This window comes from Acinetobacter lwoffii (assembly GCF_024129855.1).
GTDB classification, from domain to species: domain Bacteria; phylum Pseudomonadota; class Gammaproteobacteria; order Pseudomonadales; family Moraxellaceae; genus Acinetobacter; species Acinetobacter lwoffii_L.
In genome coordinates this window covers 231,862-249,718 of sequence record NZ_JAMXXC010000002.1, presented here as the reverse complement: position 1 = coordinate 249,718, position 17,857 = coordinate 231,862, and the positions used below count along the sequence as shown (strand labels likewise).

Annotated in this window: 18 protein-coding genes; 13 read left to right on the top strand and 5 right to left on the bottom strand. The window is 40.8% G+C overall.

Going from position 1 to position 17,857, the window contains the following annotated elements:
- The first annotated feature begins 6 nt into the window (after positions 1–6).
- From eutC to NI465_RS02990, 5 genes are all read left to right on the top strand, one after another.
- Complete coding sequence (gene eutC / locus NI465_RS03010; protein WP_253144256.1) at positions 7–822, top strand: ethanolamine ammonia-lyase subunit EutC; 816 nt, start codon at positions 7–9, stop codon at positions 820–822.
- Positions 823–960: 138 nt separating this feature from the next.
- The gene (locus NI465_RS03005; protein WP_253144253.1) at positions 961–1,287 is read left to right on the top strand and encodes a hypothetical protein; all 327 of its coding nucleotides are present in this window, start codon (positions 961–963) and stop codon (positions 1,285–1,287) included.
- Between the two features lie 201 nt (positions 1,288–1,488).
- Entirely contained in the window at positions 1,489–3,435 is a 1,947-nt protein-coding gene (locus NI465_RS03000; protein ID WP_253144251.1) for a mechanosensitive ion channel, read from the top strand.
- Positions 3,436–3,503: 68 nt separating this feature from the next.
- On the top strand, positions 3,504–3,671 hold the full coding sequence (locus NI465_RS02995) for a hypothetical protein (protein WP_253144249.1): 168 nt from the start codon (positions 3,504–3,506) through the stop codon (positions 3,669–3,671).
- Positions 3,672–3,800: 129 nt separating this feature from the next.
- Positions 3,801–3,950: a hypothetical protein gene (locus tag NI465_RS02990; protein ID WP_004645868.1), complete on the top strand. Its 150-nt coding sequence runs from the start codon at positions 3,801–3,803 to the stop codon at positions 3,948–3,950.
- 29 nt (positions 3,951–3,979) lie between these two features.
- Here NI465_RS02990 and NI465_RS02985 read toward each other — a convergent pair whose 3' ends face one another.
- The gene (locus NI465_RS02985; RefSeq protein ID WP_253144247.1) at positions 3,980–5,179 is read right to left on the bottom strand and encodes a BaiN/RdsA family NAD(P)/FAD-dependent oxidoreductase; all 1,200 of its coding nucleotides are present in this window, start codon (positions 5,177–5,179) and stop codon (positions 3,980–3,982) included.
- Between the two features lie 187 nt (positions 5,180–5,366).
- Here NI465_RS02985 and NI465_RS02980 point away from each other — a divergent pair, with 187 nt between their 5' ends.
- Entirely contained in the window at positions 5,367–5,690 is a 324-nt protein-coding gene (locus NI465_RS02980; RefSeq protein ID WP_005106226.1) for a DUF4870 family protein, read from the top strand.
- Here the strand turns inward: NI465_RS02980 and NI465_RS02975 are convergent.
- The gene (locus tag NI465_RS02975) at positions 5,687–6,568 is read right to left on the bottom strand and encodes a 1-aminocyclopropane-1-carboxylate deaminase/D-cysteine desulfhydrase (protein ID WP_253144245.1); all 882 of its coding nucleotides are present in this window, start codon (positions 6,566–6,568) and stop codon (positions 5,687–5,689) included. The genes NI465_RS02980 and NI465_RS02975 overlap by 4 nt on opposite strands.
- A 180-nt stretch (positions 6,569–6,748) precedes the next feature.
- On the opposite strand from NI465_RS02975, the gene NI465_RS02970 reads away from it, so the two are divergent.
- Positions 6,749–6,931 (top strand): NF038215 family lipoprotein, encoded by a 183-nt coding sequence (locus NI465_RS02970; RefSeq protein WP_005104073.1) that lies wholly within the window; start codon positions 6,749–6,751, stop codon positions 6,929–6,931.
- 103 nt (positions 6,932–7,034) lie between these two features.
- Entirely contained in the window at positions 7,035–7,658 is a 624-nt protein-coding gene (locus NI465_RS02965) for a LysE family translocator (protein ID WP_004280739.1), read from the top strand.
- A 69-nt stretch (positions 7,659–7,727) separates the two neighbouring features.
- Here the strand turns inward: NI465_RS02965 and NI465_RS02960 are convergent, their stop codons facing one another.
- A complete protein-coding gene (locus NI465_RS02960; protein WP_191112550.1) occupies positions 7,728–8,915 on the bottom strand; it encodes an ammonium transporter in 1,188 nt (395 codons plus the stop codon).
- A 447-nt stretch (positions 8,916–9,362) separates the two neighbouring features.
- A complete protein-coding gene (locus NI465_RS02955) occupies positions 9,363–10,343 on the bottom strand; it encodes an MBL fold metallo-hydrolase (protein WP_005263573.1) in 981 nt (326 codons plus the stop codon).
- A 268-nt stretch (positions 10,344–10,611) separates the two neighbouring features.
- Between NI465_RS02955 and NI465_RS02950 the strand changes: the two genes are divergently transcribed.
- Positions 10,612–10,728, top strand: a complete 117-nt coding sequence (locus NI465_RS02950; protein WP_086044934.1) for a hypothetical protein — start codon at positions 10,612–10,614, stop codon at positions 10,726–10,728.
- A gap of 90 nt (positions 10,729–10,818) precedes the next feature.
- Positions 10,819–11,883 (top strand): hypothetical protein, encoded by a 1,065-nt coding sequence (locus tag NI465_RS02945; RefSeq protein WP_191112548.1) that lies wholly within the window; start codon positions 10,819–10,821, stop codon positions 11,881–11,883.
- Positions 11,884–12,247: 364 nt separating this feature from the next.
- On the opposite strand, the gene metG is transcribed toward NI465_RS02945, so the two are convergent.
- Complete coding sequence (gene metG, locus NI465_RS02940) at positions 12,248–14,308, bottom strand: methionine--tRNA ligase (RefSeq protein ID WP_253144243.1); 2,061 nt, start codon at positions 14,306–14,308, stop codon at positions 12,248–12,250.
- Between the two features lie 312 nt (positions 14,309–14,620).
- On the opposite strand from metG, the gene NI465_RS02935 reads away from it, so the two are divergent.
- From NI465_RS02935 to NI465_RS02925, 3 genes are all read left to right on the top strand, one after another.
- Positions 14,621–15,418 (top strand): putative sodium/potassium/calcium exchanger, encoded by a 798-nt coding sequence (locus NI465_RS02935; RefSeq protein WP_253144241.1) that lies wholly within the window; start codon positions 14,621–14,623, stop codon positions 15,416–15,418.
- A 275-nt stretch (positions 15,419–15,693) separates the two neighbouring features.
- Positions 15,694–16,953, top strand: a complete 1,260-nt coding sequence (apbC, locus tag NI465_RS02930; RefSeq protein WP_253144239.1) for an iron-sulfur cluster carrier protein ApbC — start codon at positions 15,694–15,696, stop codon at positions 16,951–16,953.
- Between the two features lie 257 nt (positions 16,954–17,210).
- Positions 17,211–17,804, top strand: a complete 594-nt coding sequence (locus tag NI465_RS02925; protein ID WP_004732019.1) for a LysE family translocator — start codon at positions 17,211–17,213, stop codon at positions 17,802–17,804.
- The last annotated feature ends 53 nt before the right edge of the window (positions 17,805–17,857 follow it).

Genomic DNA, 17,857 nt, shown 5'->3' with positions numbered 1-17,857 from the left:
AGTGCTATGAAACTAATTGCTGATGTGAAATTTGAGTCTCAATTGCAGGATAATCCCTGGCAGAAGTTAAAAGCCTTTACTGATGCACGGATTGCCTTAGGTCGAACTGGGGGCAGCTTGCCGACTCGACCAAGTCAGGAATTTCAGTTGGCACATGCGCAAGCCAAAGATGCGGTACTGAAGCCACTTGATGTTGAATCTTTAAAAGCTGGTTTGAGTAAAACAGGACTACCCATTCTGGATATTGAAAGTCAGGCTGTGGAAAAGGACCTTTATCTTAAACGTCCCGATCTTGGGCGTGTGCTTTCAGAACAATCCAAAATGATGTTGCGGCAATACCGGGCCGAACATCAGCAACATTGGGATGTGGTCATCATTGTAGGAGATGGGCTGTCGGCACGTGCCATTGAGGAAAACAGCTTGCATTTTATTCCAGCGTTGCTGGAGGCATACAAAGAACAAGGTTGGCAGATTGCCCCCTTAATGATTGCCCGTGGCAGTCGTGTGGCACTAGGCGATGAAGTGGCAGAAATTTTACAGGCGAAAATGCTGGTCATGCTGATTGGCGAACGGCCGGGTTTGAGCTCACCGGACAGTATGGGAATTTACTACACTTATAATGCTTTTAAAGGTTGTCATGATGCCTTGCGCAACTGTATTTCTAATGTCCGTTCTGCGGGCCTGACCTATCCACTTGCTATCCAGCGACTGGTCGCACTGATGTGTAAATCCTGTGAATTACAGCTTTCAGGGGTGCAGTTGAAAGATGAACACCAAACCCCTGTCGACGTACAACATAGCCCGGCCAAACGACTATTTTAAAGCAGCATCTAGCTGAGAATTCTGATGGATTAGTGACTTACATCCCGTCACCATCTCACCATGTTTTGTCACAGAAGCCCTATTCACAGCTTGTTATTCTAAAAATCTACTTATGAATAACAAAGAGTGAGGATGGTTATGGTCGATGATTTCAATAAAAAACCACCTTTAAATCATCAGGCAGATGTAACGCAAAAAAAGCGTATTCCTGTTTATATCTTGATTTTGGTCGGTATTTTTTTACTCGCACTACTGTTCTATATGTTTGCTGACATGAATCCAGATGCGAATGATGCTCCTGCAGGACATCCAAATCCGAATGTACAGCCTGCTACCCCAAATAATTCAACTCCAGTCGGTGAGCCTACACAAGGCACCGCCACCATGAATGATGGAACGGAAGCTACAGCAACCGTAGGTGATAGCACAGAAGCAACTGCGACTGATGGACAGGCGACTCAATAGCTGAAAATACCTGAAAAGCTCTAGTGAACCACTGGGGCTTTTTTGCAATGGATGGTGATGTTTTAAGGTAGTGCCATCTACCTGGCTTGAGTCTGAAAACATCAAATCTAATATGAATTCGGAAGAAGAAGGGGCTGATTGTTTCAGGGAGATGCCCCCGATTTCAGATAAATAGCTTAATAACAAAGAGGGTAGAACAACATGAATGATTATATGAGAAGCCCGCGTGGAGGCTTCGATGCCATGTACTACTGGGATCAGTTCCATCCCATTCTTAGTGCAATTGCCATATTAGTAATTGGCTGGATCATTGCGTTACTGGTCTCGGCAGGCGTTAAAAAGCTCTTGCAAAAACTGGGCACCAATACACATTTAAATACGGCGACAGGTCATCACTCCAATGTGGAGAGCATTATTGCCCGCGTCGTGTTCTGGATTATTCTGATTATTGCCGTGATTGGTGCGCTGAACGTGCTTAATCTTACCAGTGTCAGCGGTCCATTCAGTAATATGATCCAGCAGTTCCTGTTATTTATCCCGCAGTTACTAGGTGCAATTGCAGTCGGATTCATAGGTTGGATTGTGGCCAATCTGGTAAAGATAGGGCTACAAAAACTGCTGGACCGAACGCAACTGGATGAAAAACTCAGTGCTGAAGTTGGTGTCAGTCCGATTAGTAAAAACATCAGTGAAATTGCTTACTGGTTAATTTTATTGCTGTTCTTGCCAATCGTGCTGTCTATTTTGGGTCTCAACGGTCTGTTGTTACCAGTTCAAAATATGCTGACCGATGTCGTAAGTTATTTACCAAATATCTTCATTGCTGCAGTCATCATTTTTGTTGGTTATATCCTGGCGAAAATTGTGCGCGGTATTGTTGAAGGACTATTAAACAGTCTGAACGTACAGCAACATGCTGAAAAAGTAGGGATCTTCAAAAACTCAAATGTTTCTCAGGTGATTGGGTCATTTATCTTCGCCGTGGTGATCATTACGGCACTGATCATTGCATTTGAAGCATTGGGTATCGAGGCCATTTCTCAGCCTGCTACAGCCATGCTATATGAAATCATGAATGCCATTCCGAATATTATCGCTGCTGCGTTGATTCTGATTCTGGCGTATGTGGTCTCTAAACTGGTAGCACGTCTGGTAGTTGAAGTAGTTGCCGGTACAGGTGTTGATGAAATTCCTGCCAAACTGGATATCCAGCGTTTTTTAGGCACGACTAAACTGTCTAGTGTAGTCGGTTTCCTGATCGTTTTATTCACCATGCTATTTGCGGTATCTGAAGCAGCGAACCGTCTGGGCTTTGAACAGATCAGTGGTCTTATTGCAATGTTCATCTACTTCGGTGCCAATATCCTGCTCGGTGCGGTGATTCTGGTAATCGGTTTCTGGCTGGCAAATATTGTTGCGAATATCGTACAACGTGGTGAATATAACAGCTCACGCTGGTTAGCCAATCTGGTTCGTGTTCTGATCATGGGACTCGTTGTGGCAATGGGTCTGCGTGCCATGGGTATTGCCGATTCAATTGTTAACTTGGCATTTGGTCTAACTTTGGGTGCTGTAGCAGTGGCATTTGCCTTGGCATTTGGTTTGGGTGGTCGTCAACCTGCGGAGCGTGTACTCACAGATTTGATTGATAAAGCCAAACGAGAAGCTAAAGAACCCAATCCAGTCAAAGAAAAAGCTGAGAACAGCATATTTTCTGGATTAGGTAGCAAGACCACAGGTACAAGTGCAGCCGACATGTCAGGTACTACAGGTGCGGCGATGGGTATGAGTTCTACAGATAGCTCAATGAGCCAGTCCTCTGGTGGTTCGCAAACTGCTACGGGTACTAGCGATTCCTCAATCACAACTCCAGGAGCAGGCATCGTGCCAAATCAGGATTCAGACAAGAGTACGCCTATGAGTACGGATTTATCCCATACTACCCCGGCAATCCTTACCACTGCACCACAGGATGATGAGTCATTAGGTATTGATCCTGTCAAGCCGGATGCGGATCAGGCCGTACCAGATTCAGTAAAAGTCGATCCGACTCATCCACCAGCCAATAACCCATTTGGTTCAACCGGAGAAAAAGAGCCAGATGTCGATATTGACCGTTCAACTCAGAAAAAAGATGACCTGAAATAACCTGTTATCTTTAAGCAAAATCGACCACGCTCATGTGGTCGATTTTGTTCAGTCATAAGGAAAAATGAATGAATACCAAGAAACCTAACAAAGTTCTGGCTCCTTTAGTCATTGCAGGAATTACGATTGGCTTTTTTACCGCTGCCTATCGATTTGTTTTTGTGAAGAGCAAACAGGAAGAGCAGTCTGAGCGAGAGCTGGAGAAGAAAATACCAGAGACAGATGAATTTAACTGAGAAGTCAATCCTGCTCAATCACTAGAAATAGAATTTTATTTTTAAAAAATGTAGAATATTCAAATGAATACTAAAATGATTTTGGTATTTTTCTTGCATTAAAAATATAAAGAAAAGGAGATCAACAATATGTGGAAAGCACTCCAACATAAATTCATGGCATCTTCAGCAGATGACGTACCACTATTTCTGCGAGAAGCTCAAAAAATGCAGCTGACGATTGACCGTTTAACAAATACGGCCAATCTCAACCTGTTTAAAACAGACTATCTGGAATGAGTTAAGTAGCAAACCAGATTATCTATTGATTAAATATATTCCGATGCGGCATGTGCCGATGACCATGCCCATTGGAAATTATAACCGCCCAAATGACCAGTAACATCCAGCACTTCACCAATAAAATACAAGCCTTTCTGCTTTTTACTTTCCATGGTTTTTGAGGATATTTCTGTAGTGTCTACACCACCCAAAGTCACCTCCGCTGTACGGTAGCCTTCAGTTCCTGAAGGTTTCACTTCAAAGCCATGCAGACGTGCCGCAATCTGTTCCAGCTTGTCATCGCTGATATTACCAATGGCAGTTTCAGCGCTTTCAGTCCAGATCAGATTTTGTAATTCAGCCAGCACACTTTTCGGTAAATATTCATTGAGTAGTGTACGTAACAAGACTTTGGGCTGGCTTTGTTTTTTGGATTTGAAGAAATCCAACAGATCAACACTTGGAAGAAAATCTACCTTAAAGCTCTGCCCGACATTCCAGTAATTGGAAAGTTGCAGGGAACTTGGCCCACTCAAACCACGATGGGTAAATAGTAGTGCTTCGGTAAAGCTGTTGAGTTCATTGGAGAGTGTTGCTTCTACGGCATTGCCGCTTAAGCGCGTAGTGACTTCTTTAAATCCGTCAGAGAAGGTAAATGGAACCAGTCCGGCACGGGTTGGATAGACGTGATGTCCAAACTGTTTTGCAATCTCATAGCCAATGCCTGAACCGCCAAGCGTAGGAATCGATAAACCACCAGATGCCACGACTACAGATTCAACTTCAAAATATCCTAGTGAGGTCGCCACTTGAAAGCCTTGATCATCGACTAGATTGACTGCTTTCACTTCGCAGCTGGTTTTAATATCGACCAGACCGGTTTTGTCACATTCCGCTAGCAGCATCGACAAGATATCTTTTGCACCATTTAAGGTAAACAGCTGTCCATGTTTGCGCTCTTCATAAGCAATGCCGTATTCACATACCAAGCCGATAAAGTCCCAGTTGGTATAACGCGTTAAAGCTGAAATCACAAAATGTGGATTGTGTGAAATGTAATTGCTCGGTTCGACTTCCAGATTGGTGAAATTACATTTACCACCGCCAGACATCAGGATTTTTTTGCCAACCTTATTGGCTTTTTCCACCACCACGACTTTACGCCCACGTTGCGCAGCCATATACGCCGTCATTAAACCTGAGGCACCGGCGCCTATGACTAGAACATCGTATTGCTTGGAAGACATCACACACTCAAGGGAGAAGAAAAGTGAAGCATTATAGACAATTTTATTTCAGCTTTCTCTATTCCAGAAAAATCAGTTCCGTGATTGCAAATTTACAGCGTATTTTAAACATAAAATATTTGAAAGCTATCTAAAACTCATGCATAGTTTTTGTACAAACTAAAAACATAATAACAAGGAAAAGCGAATGGCAAGCGCGGAGGATTTAAAACAATATAATCTGATTACATATATTCTTTATATTTTAGGATTTTTTCTTGGTCTGACCCCATTTATTGCGATTGTGATGAATTATATCAAGCGTGATGAAATGCGCGGTACCTGGCTGGAAAGTCATGTCGACTGGCAAATTAAAACCTTCTGGATCAGTTTGCTGGGCTATATCGTCGGTGGCTTATTGACTGTGATCTTGATTGGTTTCCTAATTGTATTTCTGGTCTTTATCTGGCATATCTACCGCTTGGTCAAAGGGTTAATTGCCTTAAATAATAATCAACCGATTCAAGCTTAGGTTGCTGTAAAACCAAAGGGAATATTACGGCCTTGCAGACCACCAGTATGAATCACCAACAGTTTTGCCCCAGCCGGAAAATAATTTTTCTCGATCAGATCAAAAATCCCCATCAGCATTTTAGCCGTGTAGATCTGCTCCAGTGGAATTGAAAATTCGGCTTCAAAATCCCGGATAAACTGTACCAAGGCTGCACTAGTTTTGGCATAGCCACCACAGCAATAATCATCGAGAATGTTCCAGTTGGTTTTATTCATTAGTTGGGCGACTTCATCTTTTAAAAATGAACCTTTCAGTGCGGAAAATCCTAAGATCTGTTGATGCGCGTAACTGGCTTCGATCAATCCGCTGATGGTGCCACCGGTGCCTACTGCACAACAAATCACATCAAATTGCGCATCGCTATCTTTTAATATTTCCTGACACCCTTGAATCGCCAAAGCATTGGTTCCACCTTCAGGAATCACATAATGTTCAGGAAATTGTCGAGCGAGTTCGGCCAAATACTCAGGCTGTTGCTTGCGCCGATATTCATCACGACTGACGAAATGCAACTGCATCCCGAATTCTTGGGCGGTGGCTAATGTTGGATTCAATGGTCGATCAGCCAGTTCTTCACCCCGAATCACTCCAACACTCTGAAAACCAAACTGCTGTGCGGCAAATGCAGTAGCAGCAATATGATTGGAATAAGCACCTCCAAAACTCAGAATATGCTGATAACCCTGTCTTTTGGCTTCAAGAAAATTATATTTCAGTTTAAAAAACTTGTTGCCCGAGATTTGTGGATGCACCAGATCCAGACGACGTATTATTAAAGTAATATCGTGAAAATTAATCTGTTGATCTGGAATATTTTGGGCAATGGTTTCAAACATAAAAGTTCGCAAAGTTCATGATAGAGGCATTATAGCGGAAGTGCTAAAAATCAAAGTTTTTCAATAAGCCATTATTCGCTGAAAGCTATGGAATTGGTTGTAGATTGTCACAAATATTCCGCTGATTATTTAAACAACAATGCTAATCTAAACAGAGGAAACCCTGAGGAGGGTAGAATAATGAAAATATTATCCTGTGCTGTGTGGGTCGGCATGCTGCTCAGTCTGTCGGGCTGTGATGATGCGTTGAATAAACCTAAAACAGAAACCCGTACCATGATTATTGGTGGCGTACCTGTATATGAGCAGGATTATCAACTGCTAGACAAGCATTTGAGTGCTCAGGATCAGTTGAAACCTTAAGTAATTGCTATAGTTGAAATTCATGACAAATCCAGAAATTTTTACAGCAAATTGTCAGGTTTTTGCTTAAAATAGCCCTTCAATTTTTAAGTTAGGTTATCTCGTGGAATCATTCTGGATTTTAGGTTCGATTGCTTTTGCCCTGATGTTAGGCGCAATGAGTCCCGGGCCAACTTCTATTTATGTGGCAAAAAATTCAATTGCCATTTCACGTAAACATGGTTTATTTACTGCATTGGGTACTGGTCTCGGTGCAGCGATTTTTGGTCTGCTGGCGGTTCTCGGTTTGCAGGCATTTTTACTGGCTGTACCCTCAGCGTACCTGGCCTTAAAAATTTGTGGTGGTTTATATTTACTTTGGTTGGCGTTTAAAATCATTAAACATGCCAAAGATCCGATCGAAGCGGATACAACCATTAGCAAACAGATGTCTTTACGCCGTGCTTTTACCACTGGTTTAATCACACAGTTGTCCAATCCCAAAATTGCGATTGTGCTGGCCAGTATTTTTACCGCGTTATTGCCCAAAGAAATTCCAACGTATTTTTATTTTGTTTTGCCTGTCTTATGTTTCTTTATTGATGCAGGCTGGTGTTCACTAGTCGCAGTTGCATTATCTGCGGAAAAGCCACGTCGTGTTTATTTGAAGTTTAAGGCTTTGTTTGACCGCGCAGCAGGCGCAGTTATGACGGTACTTGGCTTAAAATTAATTTTTGGTATGAAGTAATTACTTCATCTAGATGCTCTGCTTATAAATAAAAAAAGCCCCTAGTCGCAGAGGCTTTTTTTATGTCTATTAAAAAGTATTTTCTTCCGAATTAGCAGAAATACGATGAATCGACAAGTCTGCACCATTGAACTCTTCTTCCTCAGTCAGGCGAATACCCATCAAAACCTTAAGCAGGCCATACACCAAAAAACCACCCGCCAAAGCAATGACAATCGCCAGCACTGTACCTATGAGTTGTGAAATTAAAGACACTCCTCCCATTCCTCCAAGCCATTGCTGACCGAAGATACCCACAGCTAATCCGCCAAAAGCACCACAAACGCCATGCAAAGGCCAAACCCCCAATACATCATCCACTTTGAGTTTATTTTGGGTATAGGTAAAGAGTTTCACAAAAATAATGCCGGCGCTGATCCCGATAAAAAAAGCACCCAAGGGATGAACGACGTCTGATCCTGCACAAATCGCCACCAGACCTGCTAAGGGACCATTATGCAGGAAGCCCGGGTCATCTTTCCCCGCAACTTTGGCTGCTATTGTTCCACCGACCATGGCCATCAAAGAATTAATGGCGACCAGTCCAGAGATGGCATCCAGCCGCTGCGCGCTCATGACATTGAAGCCGAACCAGCCAACAATCAGAATCCAGGAACCCAAAGCCAAAAAAGGAATCGATGAAGGAGGATGTGCAGTGATCCGGCCATCTTTTTTGTAACGGCCATGACGTGCACCAAGTAGGATTACTGCAGCCAGTGCGATCCAGCCGCCCATTGCATGAACGACAACTGAACCGGCAAAATCATGAAAACTTGCACCAAACGTCTGGGTCAGCCAATCCTGAAAACCAAGGTTGTCATTCCAGATCATACCTTCAAAAAACGGATAGATCAGCGCAACCAGGAATAGGGTGGCTAAAGCCTGTGAACGCATTTTGGCACGTTCTGCAATACCTCCAGAGATAATCGCTGGAATTGCTGCAGCAAAGGTCAACAGGAAAAAACAGCGCATGAGATTGTAGCCATGATCGGCAGACAAGGTTGCAGCATCATGGAAAAAGTGCTGACCGTAGGCAATATAGTAGCCCACTAAAAAATAGGCGATGGCGGAGATGGCAAAGTCGGTTAGAATTTTACTTAGGGCATTGACCTGGTTTTTATGTCGAACTGTTCCAAGCTCTAAAAAAGCAAATCCAGCATGCATGGCAAGCACTAGAACTGCACCGAGAAGAAGAAATAATAAGTCTATATTTTGCATGGTGCGTTCCAATTTAGTGCGCGGGATCACAAAAGAAAATCAGTATATAGAGGCAAATTGATTGTAGAAGAGGGCTAAGCAAGGGAAATTTTGATGAAGAATTTCTTGAAATTGATAAGACTCGATATAAAGCACGTTGCTATTTTTTTGCACCAAACTAAGACATGGTAAGAGTTCATAAAATTGAAATTTATATTATATTTTTAGGTATTTATCTTTATCGTAAGAAAAACGGTGCTAAAAAGGCATGCTAAAGGTGCACATAAAAATTGAAAGATTTTTAAGAAAAAATTTAAGAATAAACGAAATCATTGCTTTTAAATTTCAAAGCGTCATTCAAGTTTTAAATTTACCAAGTCCTAGGGAATCTGGCTGAAGGATATTTAAAATAAATGAAACCCTAAAAAATTAGGGTTTCATGCTTAGATAAATTATTGAAATATTCAGTTAATCTTTAAAATGTACCGGAATCCATTGATAGCTTTTATTGTCTTTAGAATAAATATGTCCAATCCCCGGAAATGGCAAATGTGGTGCTGCTACCGTCTGACCATTTTTCGCATATTCAGCAAAATATTTTAAGCGGGTTTCGATCGCCTTTTTCGGATCGACATCAAAGTCAACGCCGGTCTGTGGGCGATCAAACTGCAGCGTATGTGAGTGCACAATATCTCCAATAAACACCATCTGCTGACCTTTAGATTTTAAGCTAAAACCAAAATGTCCCGGTGTATGTCCAGCCGAACTGATAACATCGAAAGCATGGATTTTATCGCCAGTTTTAAAGGTTTTGAGCTGATTCTTGGCCTGATAGGGTGCAATGGCTTTCTTGATTTTATCGACTGTGCCCAAAAAACCTGCCTGCTTGGCTTTTGGTAATTTTTCTACCGTTGTGGGATTTATCCAGAAATCCAGTTCAGCTTGAGACACATAAATGTTGGCATTGGGAAAATTGGCAACACTATTATTACTTATACCGCATACATGGTCTGGATGTAAATGCGTGAGCAGGATGGCATTGACCTGTTCAGGTTTATGCCCTGAAGCCTTTAAATTGGAATACACTGAACCTAGGTGTGGACCATTACAGCTTGAAGTCCCGCTATCGACCAGAACCATTTCCTTGGCTGTATTGACCAGAAAGGCATTCACGGAGGTTTGGATGCCTTTAGCTTGATCGACGTAGTATTTTTTCAATATCTGGTCGGCTTGAGCTGCTGGAATATCTTTAAATAAGGCTTTGGACAGATAATTGGTGCCATCTAGCAGGGCAGTAATTTGGTAATCCCCGAAGTTATGTTGATAATAACCGGGAACCTGTTTTTGTTGTTGGGTGCTAGAAACGGATTGTGCATGTGTTTGAGAGATACCCGCCATTGAACCTAAAGCAAGCAATGACACGACGAGAGAAGAAGTGAAGTATTTCATAGCTATTCTTATGTAATTAAAGTCAATTCTATGTATTAGCACGGATGCCAGCAAAAAAGAATATGAATATATTTACCATTTTTTAAAATGGAAGTGCTGATTTGGCATCTGTACTAAAAAATCAGTCTGAATCTGTATATTGATTTTTTGAAAGTAAAGAATTTATTTTTAATGAAAATATTATTATAAATAAAATGCTTAGATACATTTCACTTTTTATGAAAAGCTCGTTAACATGGGGTATTACGAACAAGCTTTGGGTGTCGCGATGAGTTTTTGGAAAAGAAAAAACAATGCCAGCTTTGTATTTTTCATTATTACCTTATATTCACTACTTGGTTTTGGACTGGGCTATGTGATTTGGGAATTTGTGTTGCAAGGCTAAGTGACCCAGCAATAAAAAGCCTCTAGAGATAGAGGCTTTTTTGATGGATTATTTCGAAGAAAATAGATAATTACTTAATGAGAGCATTGTATGAGCGAACCAGAGCACTCAGGAAAACCTCTAGCTTATTTAGATCAAAATATTCTAGACTTATTTAGTGAATATAAAGAAAAGCCATTGCTTAGTAGAGATTCAGATTTTTTTAGATATTTAAAAGAAGAAGTACAAGCTGTTTATTCACCCATTACTTTAGAAGAAATTTACAGATCAGTAATAAAGGGGAAAAGCAGTAAATATTGTGTCGAATTTTTAGATATCTTAAGGGAGTTAAATGCACACTATATCGCCTTAACTACTAATGAGCATGGGACTTTAACAAATACTATTTTTAGATCCTGGGATGATCCACTAGTTCATTTTAATAATTATATTGAAAATAATTTTTTAAACAAAATGATTAATCCATCAACTAAGAATTTATTTGCTTTATATGGTGGTGTAAAGGATTTTAAAACTTTTGAATACAAACAAATTGAAGCTTTTGATAATTTATTACTATTTTTAGAAAAATCTTTAAGTGATCTTAAGAACAGTACATACAAAGATGACTATCTTTTATCAGAAATAGAAAAATTTAAAGTTAAAATCCCGAACCTAATGAATCAGCGAGATAAATATAAATCATATATTCAGAGATCGGTAAGGCATTTAGAAGAGTCTAATAAAGAAAAATCACCTCATAAATCTTTACGAGAATCATTGAATATCAATCATGATAACTTACAAAAAATTAAATTACCAAATGCTTTAAATCAAATATGGAAATTACTTCAAGAAAACAATCCTGAATTGGAAAATAATGAGTTAGATGACTTCTTTCAATTAAAAAATTTAATTGGTTCAGAGCAGGAATACTATATTTTTCAAAAAGTAAATCAAATTTATACTATATTAAATCTGATCGGTTATTATCAAGATGAAGGATTACATAAAGAAAAGCGTTTTATTGCATCATTCAGTGACATGTCACATGCATCTTATGGTTGTTTTTGTGAATATCTAATCACTCGTGATGAAGCCTTTGCGCAAAAAACTAATGTTGCATATGAGTATTTAAATATTGCAACTCAAGTTTTTTGGCTCAAATTAAAATGATTTCAAACTAAAAATAGTGTTAAGCCAATACTTTATTTAAACATCTGGTCTGTTCGATGTAATAAAAAAGTTGACTTAATGATGGTATTAATTTAGTTGGAGGCGACATGGATGTCGCCGTTCACTTGTGATACATGGAAGTATCATCAAGTTAACAAAAGATTTTTGTTACTTTTGATCTTTCAAAAGTAAGGCAATAGTTTCTGACCTCTCCCTAACCCTCTCCTATAAGGAGAGGGAACTACACAAAAATTTATTTAGTAATGAATGCTCCTCCCCCTCTGGGAGAAGGTTGGGATGAGGGAAATAACTAATAAAAAAGCCCCTACATCAGTAGAGGCTTTCTTTGCTTAAAATGGAAATCTTAAGACACTTTATCACCCGGTTTAGCACCAGATTCAGGTGAAATCACCCAAACACCTTCGCCATTACCCGCTGCAAGTACCATACCGTTCGAAATACCAAAACGCATCTTACGTGGCGCAAGGTTCGCCACCATCACCACCAGTTTGCCTTTTAAGTCTTCAGGTTGGTAGAACTCACGAATACCACTGAACACATTACGTGGCTCAGCTTCACCAACGTTTAAAGTGAGTTGAAGCAATTTGTCAGAACCTTCAACCGTAGCCGCTTCTAAAACTTCAGCAACACGCAGGTCAACTTTCATAAAATCATCAATATTAATGATTTCAGCTTCACCGACTTTAGGTTCAGGTTTCTTTTCTACCTTCTTCTCTTTTTTCTTTTCAGCTTTAGCTGGTTCAGCAGCAGGAGCAGCTAAAGAATCTTTAGATGCATCCACCATGGCAGCAACAGCTTTTGGATCTACACGTTGCATCAACGGTTGGAACAATGCAATTTCATGACCCACTAGAATGGTTTTGCGAGAAGCAAAATCGAAGCTTTCAAGTTGCAAGAAATCTTGAACCTGTTGAGCTAGTGTCGGCAATACAGGCGCTAAATATACTGCCAATTGACGGAACAGGTTGATCCCCACAGAACACACATCATGAACCTGTTGTTCCTGACCTTCCTGTTTCGCAAGCGCCCAAGGCTTTTTCTCGTCGATGTACTGGTTGGCTTTGTCTGCCAGCGCCATGATTTCACGAATTGCAGCCGAGAATTCACGTGCTTCATAAGCCTGAGCAATTGAACTCCCGGCATCAATAAAGCTTTGTACCAATTCAGGTTCAGCACATGTCGCACTTAATTTATTATCAAATTTGGTGTTGATGAATTTTGCACAACGGCTGGCAATATTCACCACTTTACCGACTAGGTCTGAATTCACTTTTTGTACAAAGTCATCCAGATTCAAGTCAGAATCTTCAACTTTGTCAGAAAGTTTCGACGCGAAGTAATAGCGTAGATATTCAGGATTTAAATGCTCTAAATAGGTTTCCGCTTTAATGAATGTACCGCGAGATTTTGACATCTTTTGGCCATTTACCGTCAAGAAACCATTCACGAATAAGCCAGATGGCGTGCGGTAGTTAGCGCCTTCAAGCATTGCCGGCCAGAACAGGGCATGGAAATATACGATGTCTTTACCAATGAAGTGATACACCTCATTTTCAGAGTCTTTTTTCCAGTAGTCATCAAAATTCAATTCAGGACGTTTGGCTTTGATGTAGTTTTCAAAGCTCGACATATAACCAATCGGTGCATCCACCCAAACATAGAAGTATTTGTTTGGTGCATCTGGAATTTCAAAACCAAAATACGGCGCATCACGTGAGATGTCCCAATCATTCAAGCCATTTTCAAACCATTCGTCCAGTTTGTTGGCAATGGATACCGGCAGGCGACCTTCATCACGAGTCCATTTTTGCAGGTATTCACCAAAATTTGGCAATTTAAAGAAGTAATGATCAGATGATTTTTCGACTGGAGTTGCGCCACTTAAAGTGGAATGCGGATTCAACAACTCTGTCGCATTATAAGTTGCACCGCAGACTTCACATGAGTCGCCGTACTGATCTTCTGCCTTACATTTCGGACAGGTGCCTTTAATGAAACGGTCTGACAGGAACATGCCTTTTTCAGGATCAAAAAGCTGGGTCACGGGACGAACTGCAATATTGCCCGCATCACGGTTTTTCACATAGATTTCTGACGCACGGGCACGGTTGGTATCGCTATGTGTAGAATCATAATGATCGAAATGCACACCGAAACCGTCAAAGTCACGAATGTGTTCTTTTTGCACATTGGCAATTTGCGCTTCAGGTGAAATGCCATTCGCTTCGGCACGTAGCATGATCGCGGTTCCGTGAGCATCATCCGCACAGACATAAGTCACATCATGACCCATCGCACGCATGGCACGTACCCAAATATCTGCTTGGATATAGCCAAGTAAGTGACCCATATGAATCGGGCCATTGGCGTAAGGAAGGGCATTGGTGACTAAAATTTTACGCACGGATTCACTCTCTCATTCGTATTCATTATGCAATGGGCCATAATTTTACATGATGCCGAGGGGATTACAAAGAAATGCTTTGCTGAAACCCTGCGAATAGATGGACTTGGACAGCCCGAATACAAAAGCCCGCATCCTCTTTAGCATAGAGCTTTTCAATACGGATTTAACTCAGCTCATGCTACATCCTGCAAACAATAGCAACAACATGTACAGGCTTTGTTGCAGTTTGCTTACTTCGCCCGATTCGCGTGATGCTTTGTGCTAAAAAATGGCTGATTGTTTATATGATATGCCTAAGGAGGGTACCTCATGACTCAGCAGAACCAAAACAATACGTCGAAGCAAAATCAAGATAAAGAACAACATGCACGCGAATTGAATGATCAGCTTGCAAAAGAGCAAAAGCAAAATGAGATAGATAAACAGCATAATCAGGAACATAAGAATGGGCAAAGTGCCCAGACCCATGCTGATCAGAAATCTGATACTCAGCACAACGGTAAAGATACAAATGCTGAGCAATCAGCACAAAAAGACAATTCTCAAGAGAACCAGTCCGATAAAAAAACTGAAAGCTTTAAGATGGATGACTTAAAAGCCAAGGCGATTGCGATCGGTGAAGAGCTATTGCAAAAAGGTGAAAAGCTTCTGAATGAGCTGAAACATGGCAAATCTGACAACCAGCAAAATGCTGAGCAAGGTTCGGATGATGCGAAAAAAGCCAAAGCGGATCATACCTCTCAAGATAAATCATCTAACAAGTCAGATAAACAAAATGCTAAAGATGGTCAGACCGATCAGCAGGCAGGTATGGCAAATTTAAAAGATGAAGCCATGCATAAGTTTGAAGATACCAGACAGAAAATCACAGACTTATTCAGCGAAGCCTCGGTTAAGTTCGCTGAGCTGAAACAGATGGCAACTGATACGATGAATAAAATGAAGGATAATCAATCGAAGGAAGGTGATTCTGATCAGCAGCAAGATGCCAAAGATACAGATTCAGAAAGCAACTCTCAGTCCAAAAAGGATGAATCGAAACAAGATCAGGATAAAAATACCAAGGATCAACAGGACAAATCTGAAAACAATAAAAATCATAAATAGTCTGTGATCGTTAAGCCACTTTAATCACAGAAGGTTAAAGTGGCTTAACACGCTCGAGATAAATAAAAAAAATTTATTACATCAAAATAGTCCATCTCTCTTTTCTTTCATTATTTCTATTCACCAAGATTCCATAAAATATTTCACAAAACCGAGTAAAATGGTTGGAAATTGAAGATATCTGTTTCATCTTCTCCAATACAGTGCTTAACCTTCGCCTAAAACCCCGTTAAACTAAGCGATTCAGATGTCGATCTACATTTTTGGAGTAACCTATGTCCTGGCTTTCTTCGCTTAAATCGGTTTTTTCGCCTTCCAAGGAGGTGAACGAAGAAGCTGTGCAAAACGTACTGCAAAACTATATCTTGCCAAATTCCAGCAATGCCTTGAAAGATCGTATTACGCAGGTCAATGTACAGGGTGAGATTCTGCAAATCACTTTGAATACCTATCCAGAAGAAAAAGCGCAGCTGCAACAGATTCATGATGAACTGGCGGAAGCTTTGCAAAAATGTGGTATTCAAGAACTGAATATGCATGTGATTCAGCAGAAAACTGGACATAAGAAAGAAGGGGGTTGCGGGCATAACCATGCTGAAGGTGAAAACTGTTCAAGCGAGCCTAAAGCGGAAGCAAAACCCAATCTTCCCCCTGTGGTTGATGCGTCGGCACAGCCTGCAAAAACAGAAGAAGCTGATCCAAATAATCTACCTATTCAAAAAGCTGCGCCGCAACAGCGTGATGTTCCAAAACACCCAAGGATTCAAAATGTGATTCTGGTGTCATCTGGTAAAGGTGGCGTAGGTAAATCGACCACGACTGTAAATCTGGCTTTGGCTCTACAGAAATTAGGCCTGCGCGTAGGCGTACTAGATGCCGATATTTACGGCCCAAGTATTCCGACTATGCTCGGCAATGCCGGCAAAACGCCAATGATCGAAGCAGAGCAGTTTGTCCCTATCGAAGCCTATGGGATGGCGGTATTATCAATTGGCCATTTAACTGGAGATCACAATACTCCAGTCGCCTGGCGTGGTCCAAAAGCCACGGGTGCATTAATGCAGTTATTCAATCAGACCCTATGGCCAGACCTTGATGTGCTGATGATTGATATGCCACCTGGCACAGGTGATATCCAGTTAACTCTCGCGCAGCGTATTCCGGTAACGGGCGCAGTAATTGTGACAACGCCACAAAACGTGGCCTTGCTGGATGCGACCAAAGGCATTGAATTGTTTAACCGCGTGCAGATTCCGATCATGGGCGTGATTGAAAACATGTCGACCCATATCTGCTCAAATTGTGGTTTTGAGGAACAGATTTTTGGTACAGGCGGTGGCGATAAACTGTCTGAGCAATATCAAGTCCCATTATTGGGTCGTTTACCTTTGGATGCTAAAATTCGTGAAAATGCCGATGCTGGAACGCCGTCAGTGATCGCGGGAGATGCTGCTGCAGAAAGCTATATGCTGATTGCAGAGAAAATTGCAGCGCAGTTACCTAAAGCAGAGAAAGACCATAGTCGAATTTTTTAATTCTATAGACAATTCAGATATTTAAGCCTTAGCTAAAAGCTAGGGCTTCTTATTTCTTATTTTTAAAATTAGCTCGATTTAAATGATCGAAATTGACTGAAATGACTATCGGGTGTTTATCCTGAAAGCTTATATAAACATTTGAATTAATTAAAATAAATAAATTTAAATTTTAGATCATATGTTCTCTTACAATTATTTTTTTGCAGCACTGACCGAATTCTTCTATGCTACTCGGATTAGAGCGAGGTCAAACTATGATTTCATGGTTTTTTATTGGTTTAGTGGCAACCATTCTTTTAACACCAGGCCCAACCAATACCTTATTGGCATCTTCAGGCATTCAGGTCGGATTTAAAAAAACATTTCGTTTAATTCCTGCGGAAGCCTTTGGTTATCTGATTGCCATTAGCTTATGGGGCATTCTGATCGGAAAAATTTCCGTTCATCTTCCGCTTTTACCGACCATTCTCAAACTTTTTAGTGCTGGCTATATTCTATTTCTCGCTGTGAAATTATGGCGGACTGCAGAAATAAGCGAAAATCTTGAAAATGTCTCGATTCGCGCACGAGAATTATTTTTGGCAACCTTGCTTAATCCTAAAGCACTTTTATTTGCCTCAGCGATCTTTCCTGTCATTGTCTGGAAAAGCGGCCAACATTATGTGACTCATATGCTGGTTTTCTTGCTTCTGTTGATCCCGATTGCATTCTTCTGGACTTTTCTGGGTTCAATCCTGGCCAGAAAAAACAGTCGCTGGCTCAATCAGAAAAACCTGCAGAAAACGGCTTCGCTGGTATTAATGAGCTTTTCCATTCCTTTAAGCTATTCTGCACTTTTAAGTTTATAAGCTGATCTCAATCAGCAATTTTTTGGCAACTTTAGCTCTAAGCCTTTCACTTA

What these genes read in the sequence shown, in the direction of transcription:
- NI465_RS02995 (WP_253144249.1), top strand. Translation starts at nt 3,504, where the DNA reads ATGAATACCAAGAAACCTAACAAAGTTCTGGCTCCTTTAGTCATTGCA.
- NI465_RS02960 (WP_191112550.1), bottom strand. Translation starts at nt 8,915, where the DNA reads ATGCAAAATATAGACTTATTATTTCTTCTTCTCGGTGCAGTTCTAGTG.
- NI465_RS03000 (WP_253144251.1), top strand. Translation starts at nt 1,489, where the DNA reads ATGAATGATTATATGAGAAGCCCGCGTGGAGGCTTCGATGCCATGTAC.
- NI465_RS03005 (WP_253144253.1), top strand. Translation starts at nt 961, where the DNA reads ATGGTCGATGATTTCAATAAAAAACCACCTTTAAATCATCAGGCAGAT.
- NI465_RS02980 (WP_005106226.1), top strand. Translation starts at nt 5,367, where the DNA reads ATGGCAAGCGCGGAGGATTTAAAACAATATAATCTGATTACATATATT.
- NI465_RS02925 (WP_004732019.1), top strand. Translation starts at nt 17,211, where the DNA reads ATGATTTCATGGTTTTTTATTGGTTTAGTGGCAACCATTCTTTTAACA.
- NI465_RS02985 (WP_253144247.1), bottom strand. Translation starts at nt 5,179, where the DNA reads ATGTCTTCCAAGCAATACGATGTTCTAGTCATAGGCGCCGGTGCCTCA.
- NI465_RS02990 (WP_004645868.1), top strand. Translation starts at nt 3,801, where the DNA reads ATGTGGAAAGCACTCCAACATAAATTCATGGCATCTTCAGCAGATGAC.
- eutC (WP_253144256.1), top strand. Translation starts at nt 7, where the DNA reads ATGAAACTAATTGCTGATGTGAAATTTGAGTCTCAATTGCAGGATAAT.
- NI465_RS02975 (WP_253144245.1), bottom strand. Translation starts at nt 6,568, where the DNA reads ATGTTTGAAACCATTGCCCAAAATATTCCAGATCAACAGATTAATTTT.
- NI465_RS02955 (WP_005263573.1), bottom strand. Translation starts at nt 10,343, where the DNA reads ATGAAATACTTCACTTCTTCTCTCGTCGTGTCATTGCTTGCTTTAGGT.
- NI465_RS02970 (WP_005104073.1), top strand. Translation starts at nt 6,749, where the DNA reads ATGAAAATATTATCCTGTGCTGTGTGGGTCGGCATGCTGCTCAGTCTG.
- NI465_RS02945 (WP_191112548.1), top strand. Translation starts at nt 10,819, where the DNA reads ATGAGCGAACCAGAGCACTCAGGAAAACCTCTAGCTTATTTAGATCAA.
- apbC (WP_253144239.1), top strand. Translation starts at nt 15,694, where the DNA reads ATGTCCTGGCTTTCTTCGCTTAAATCGGTTTTTTCGCCTTCCAAGGAG.
- NI465_RS02935 (WP_253144241.1), top strand. Translation starts at nt 14,621, where the DNA reads ATGACTCAGCAGAACCAAAACAATACGTCGAAGCAAAATCAAGATAAA.
- NI465_RS02950 (WP_086044934.1), top strand. Translation starts at nt 10,612, where the DNA reads ATGAGTTTTTGGAAAAGAAAAAACAATGCCAGCTTTGTATTTTTCATT.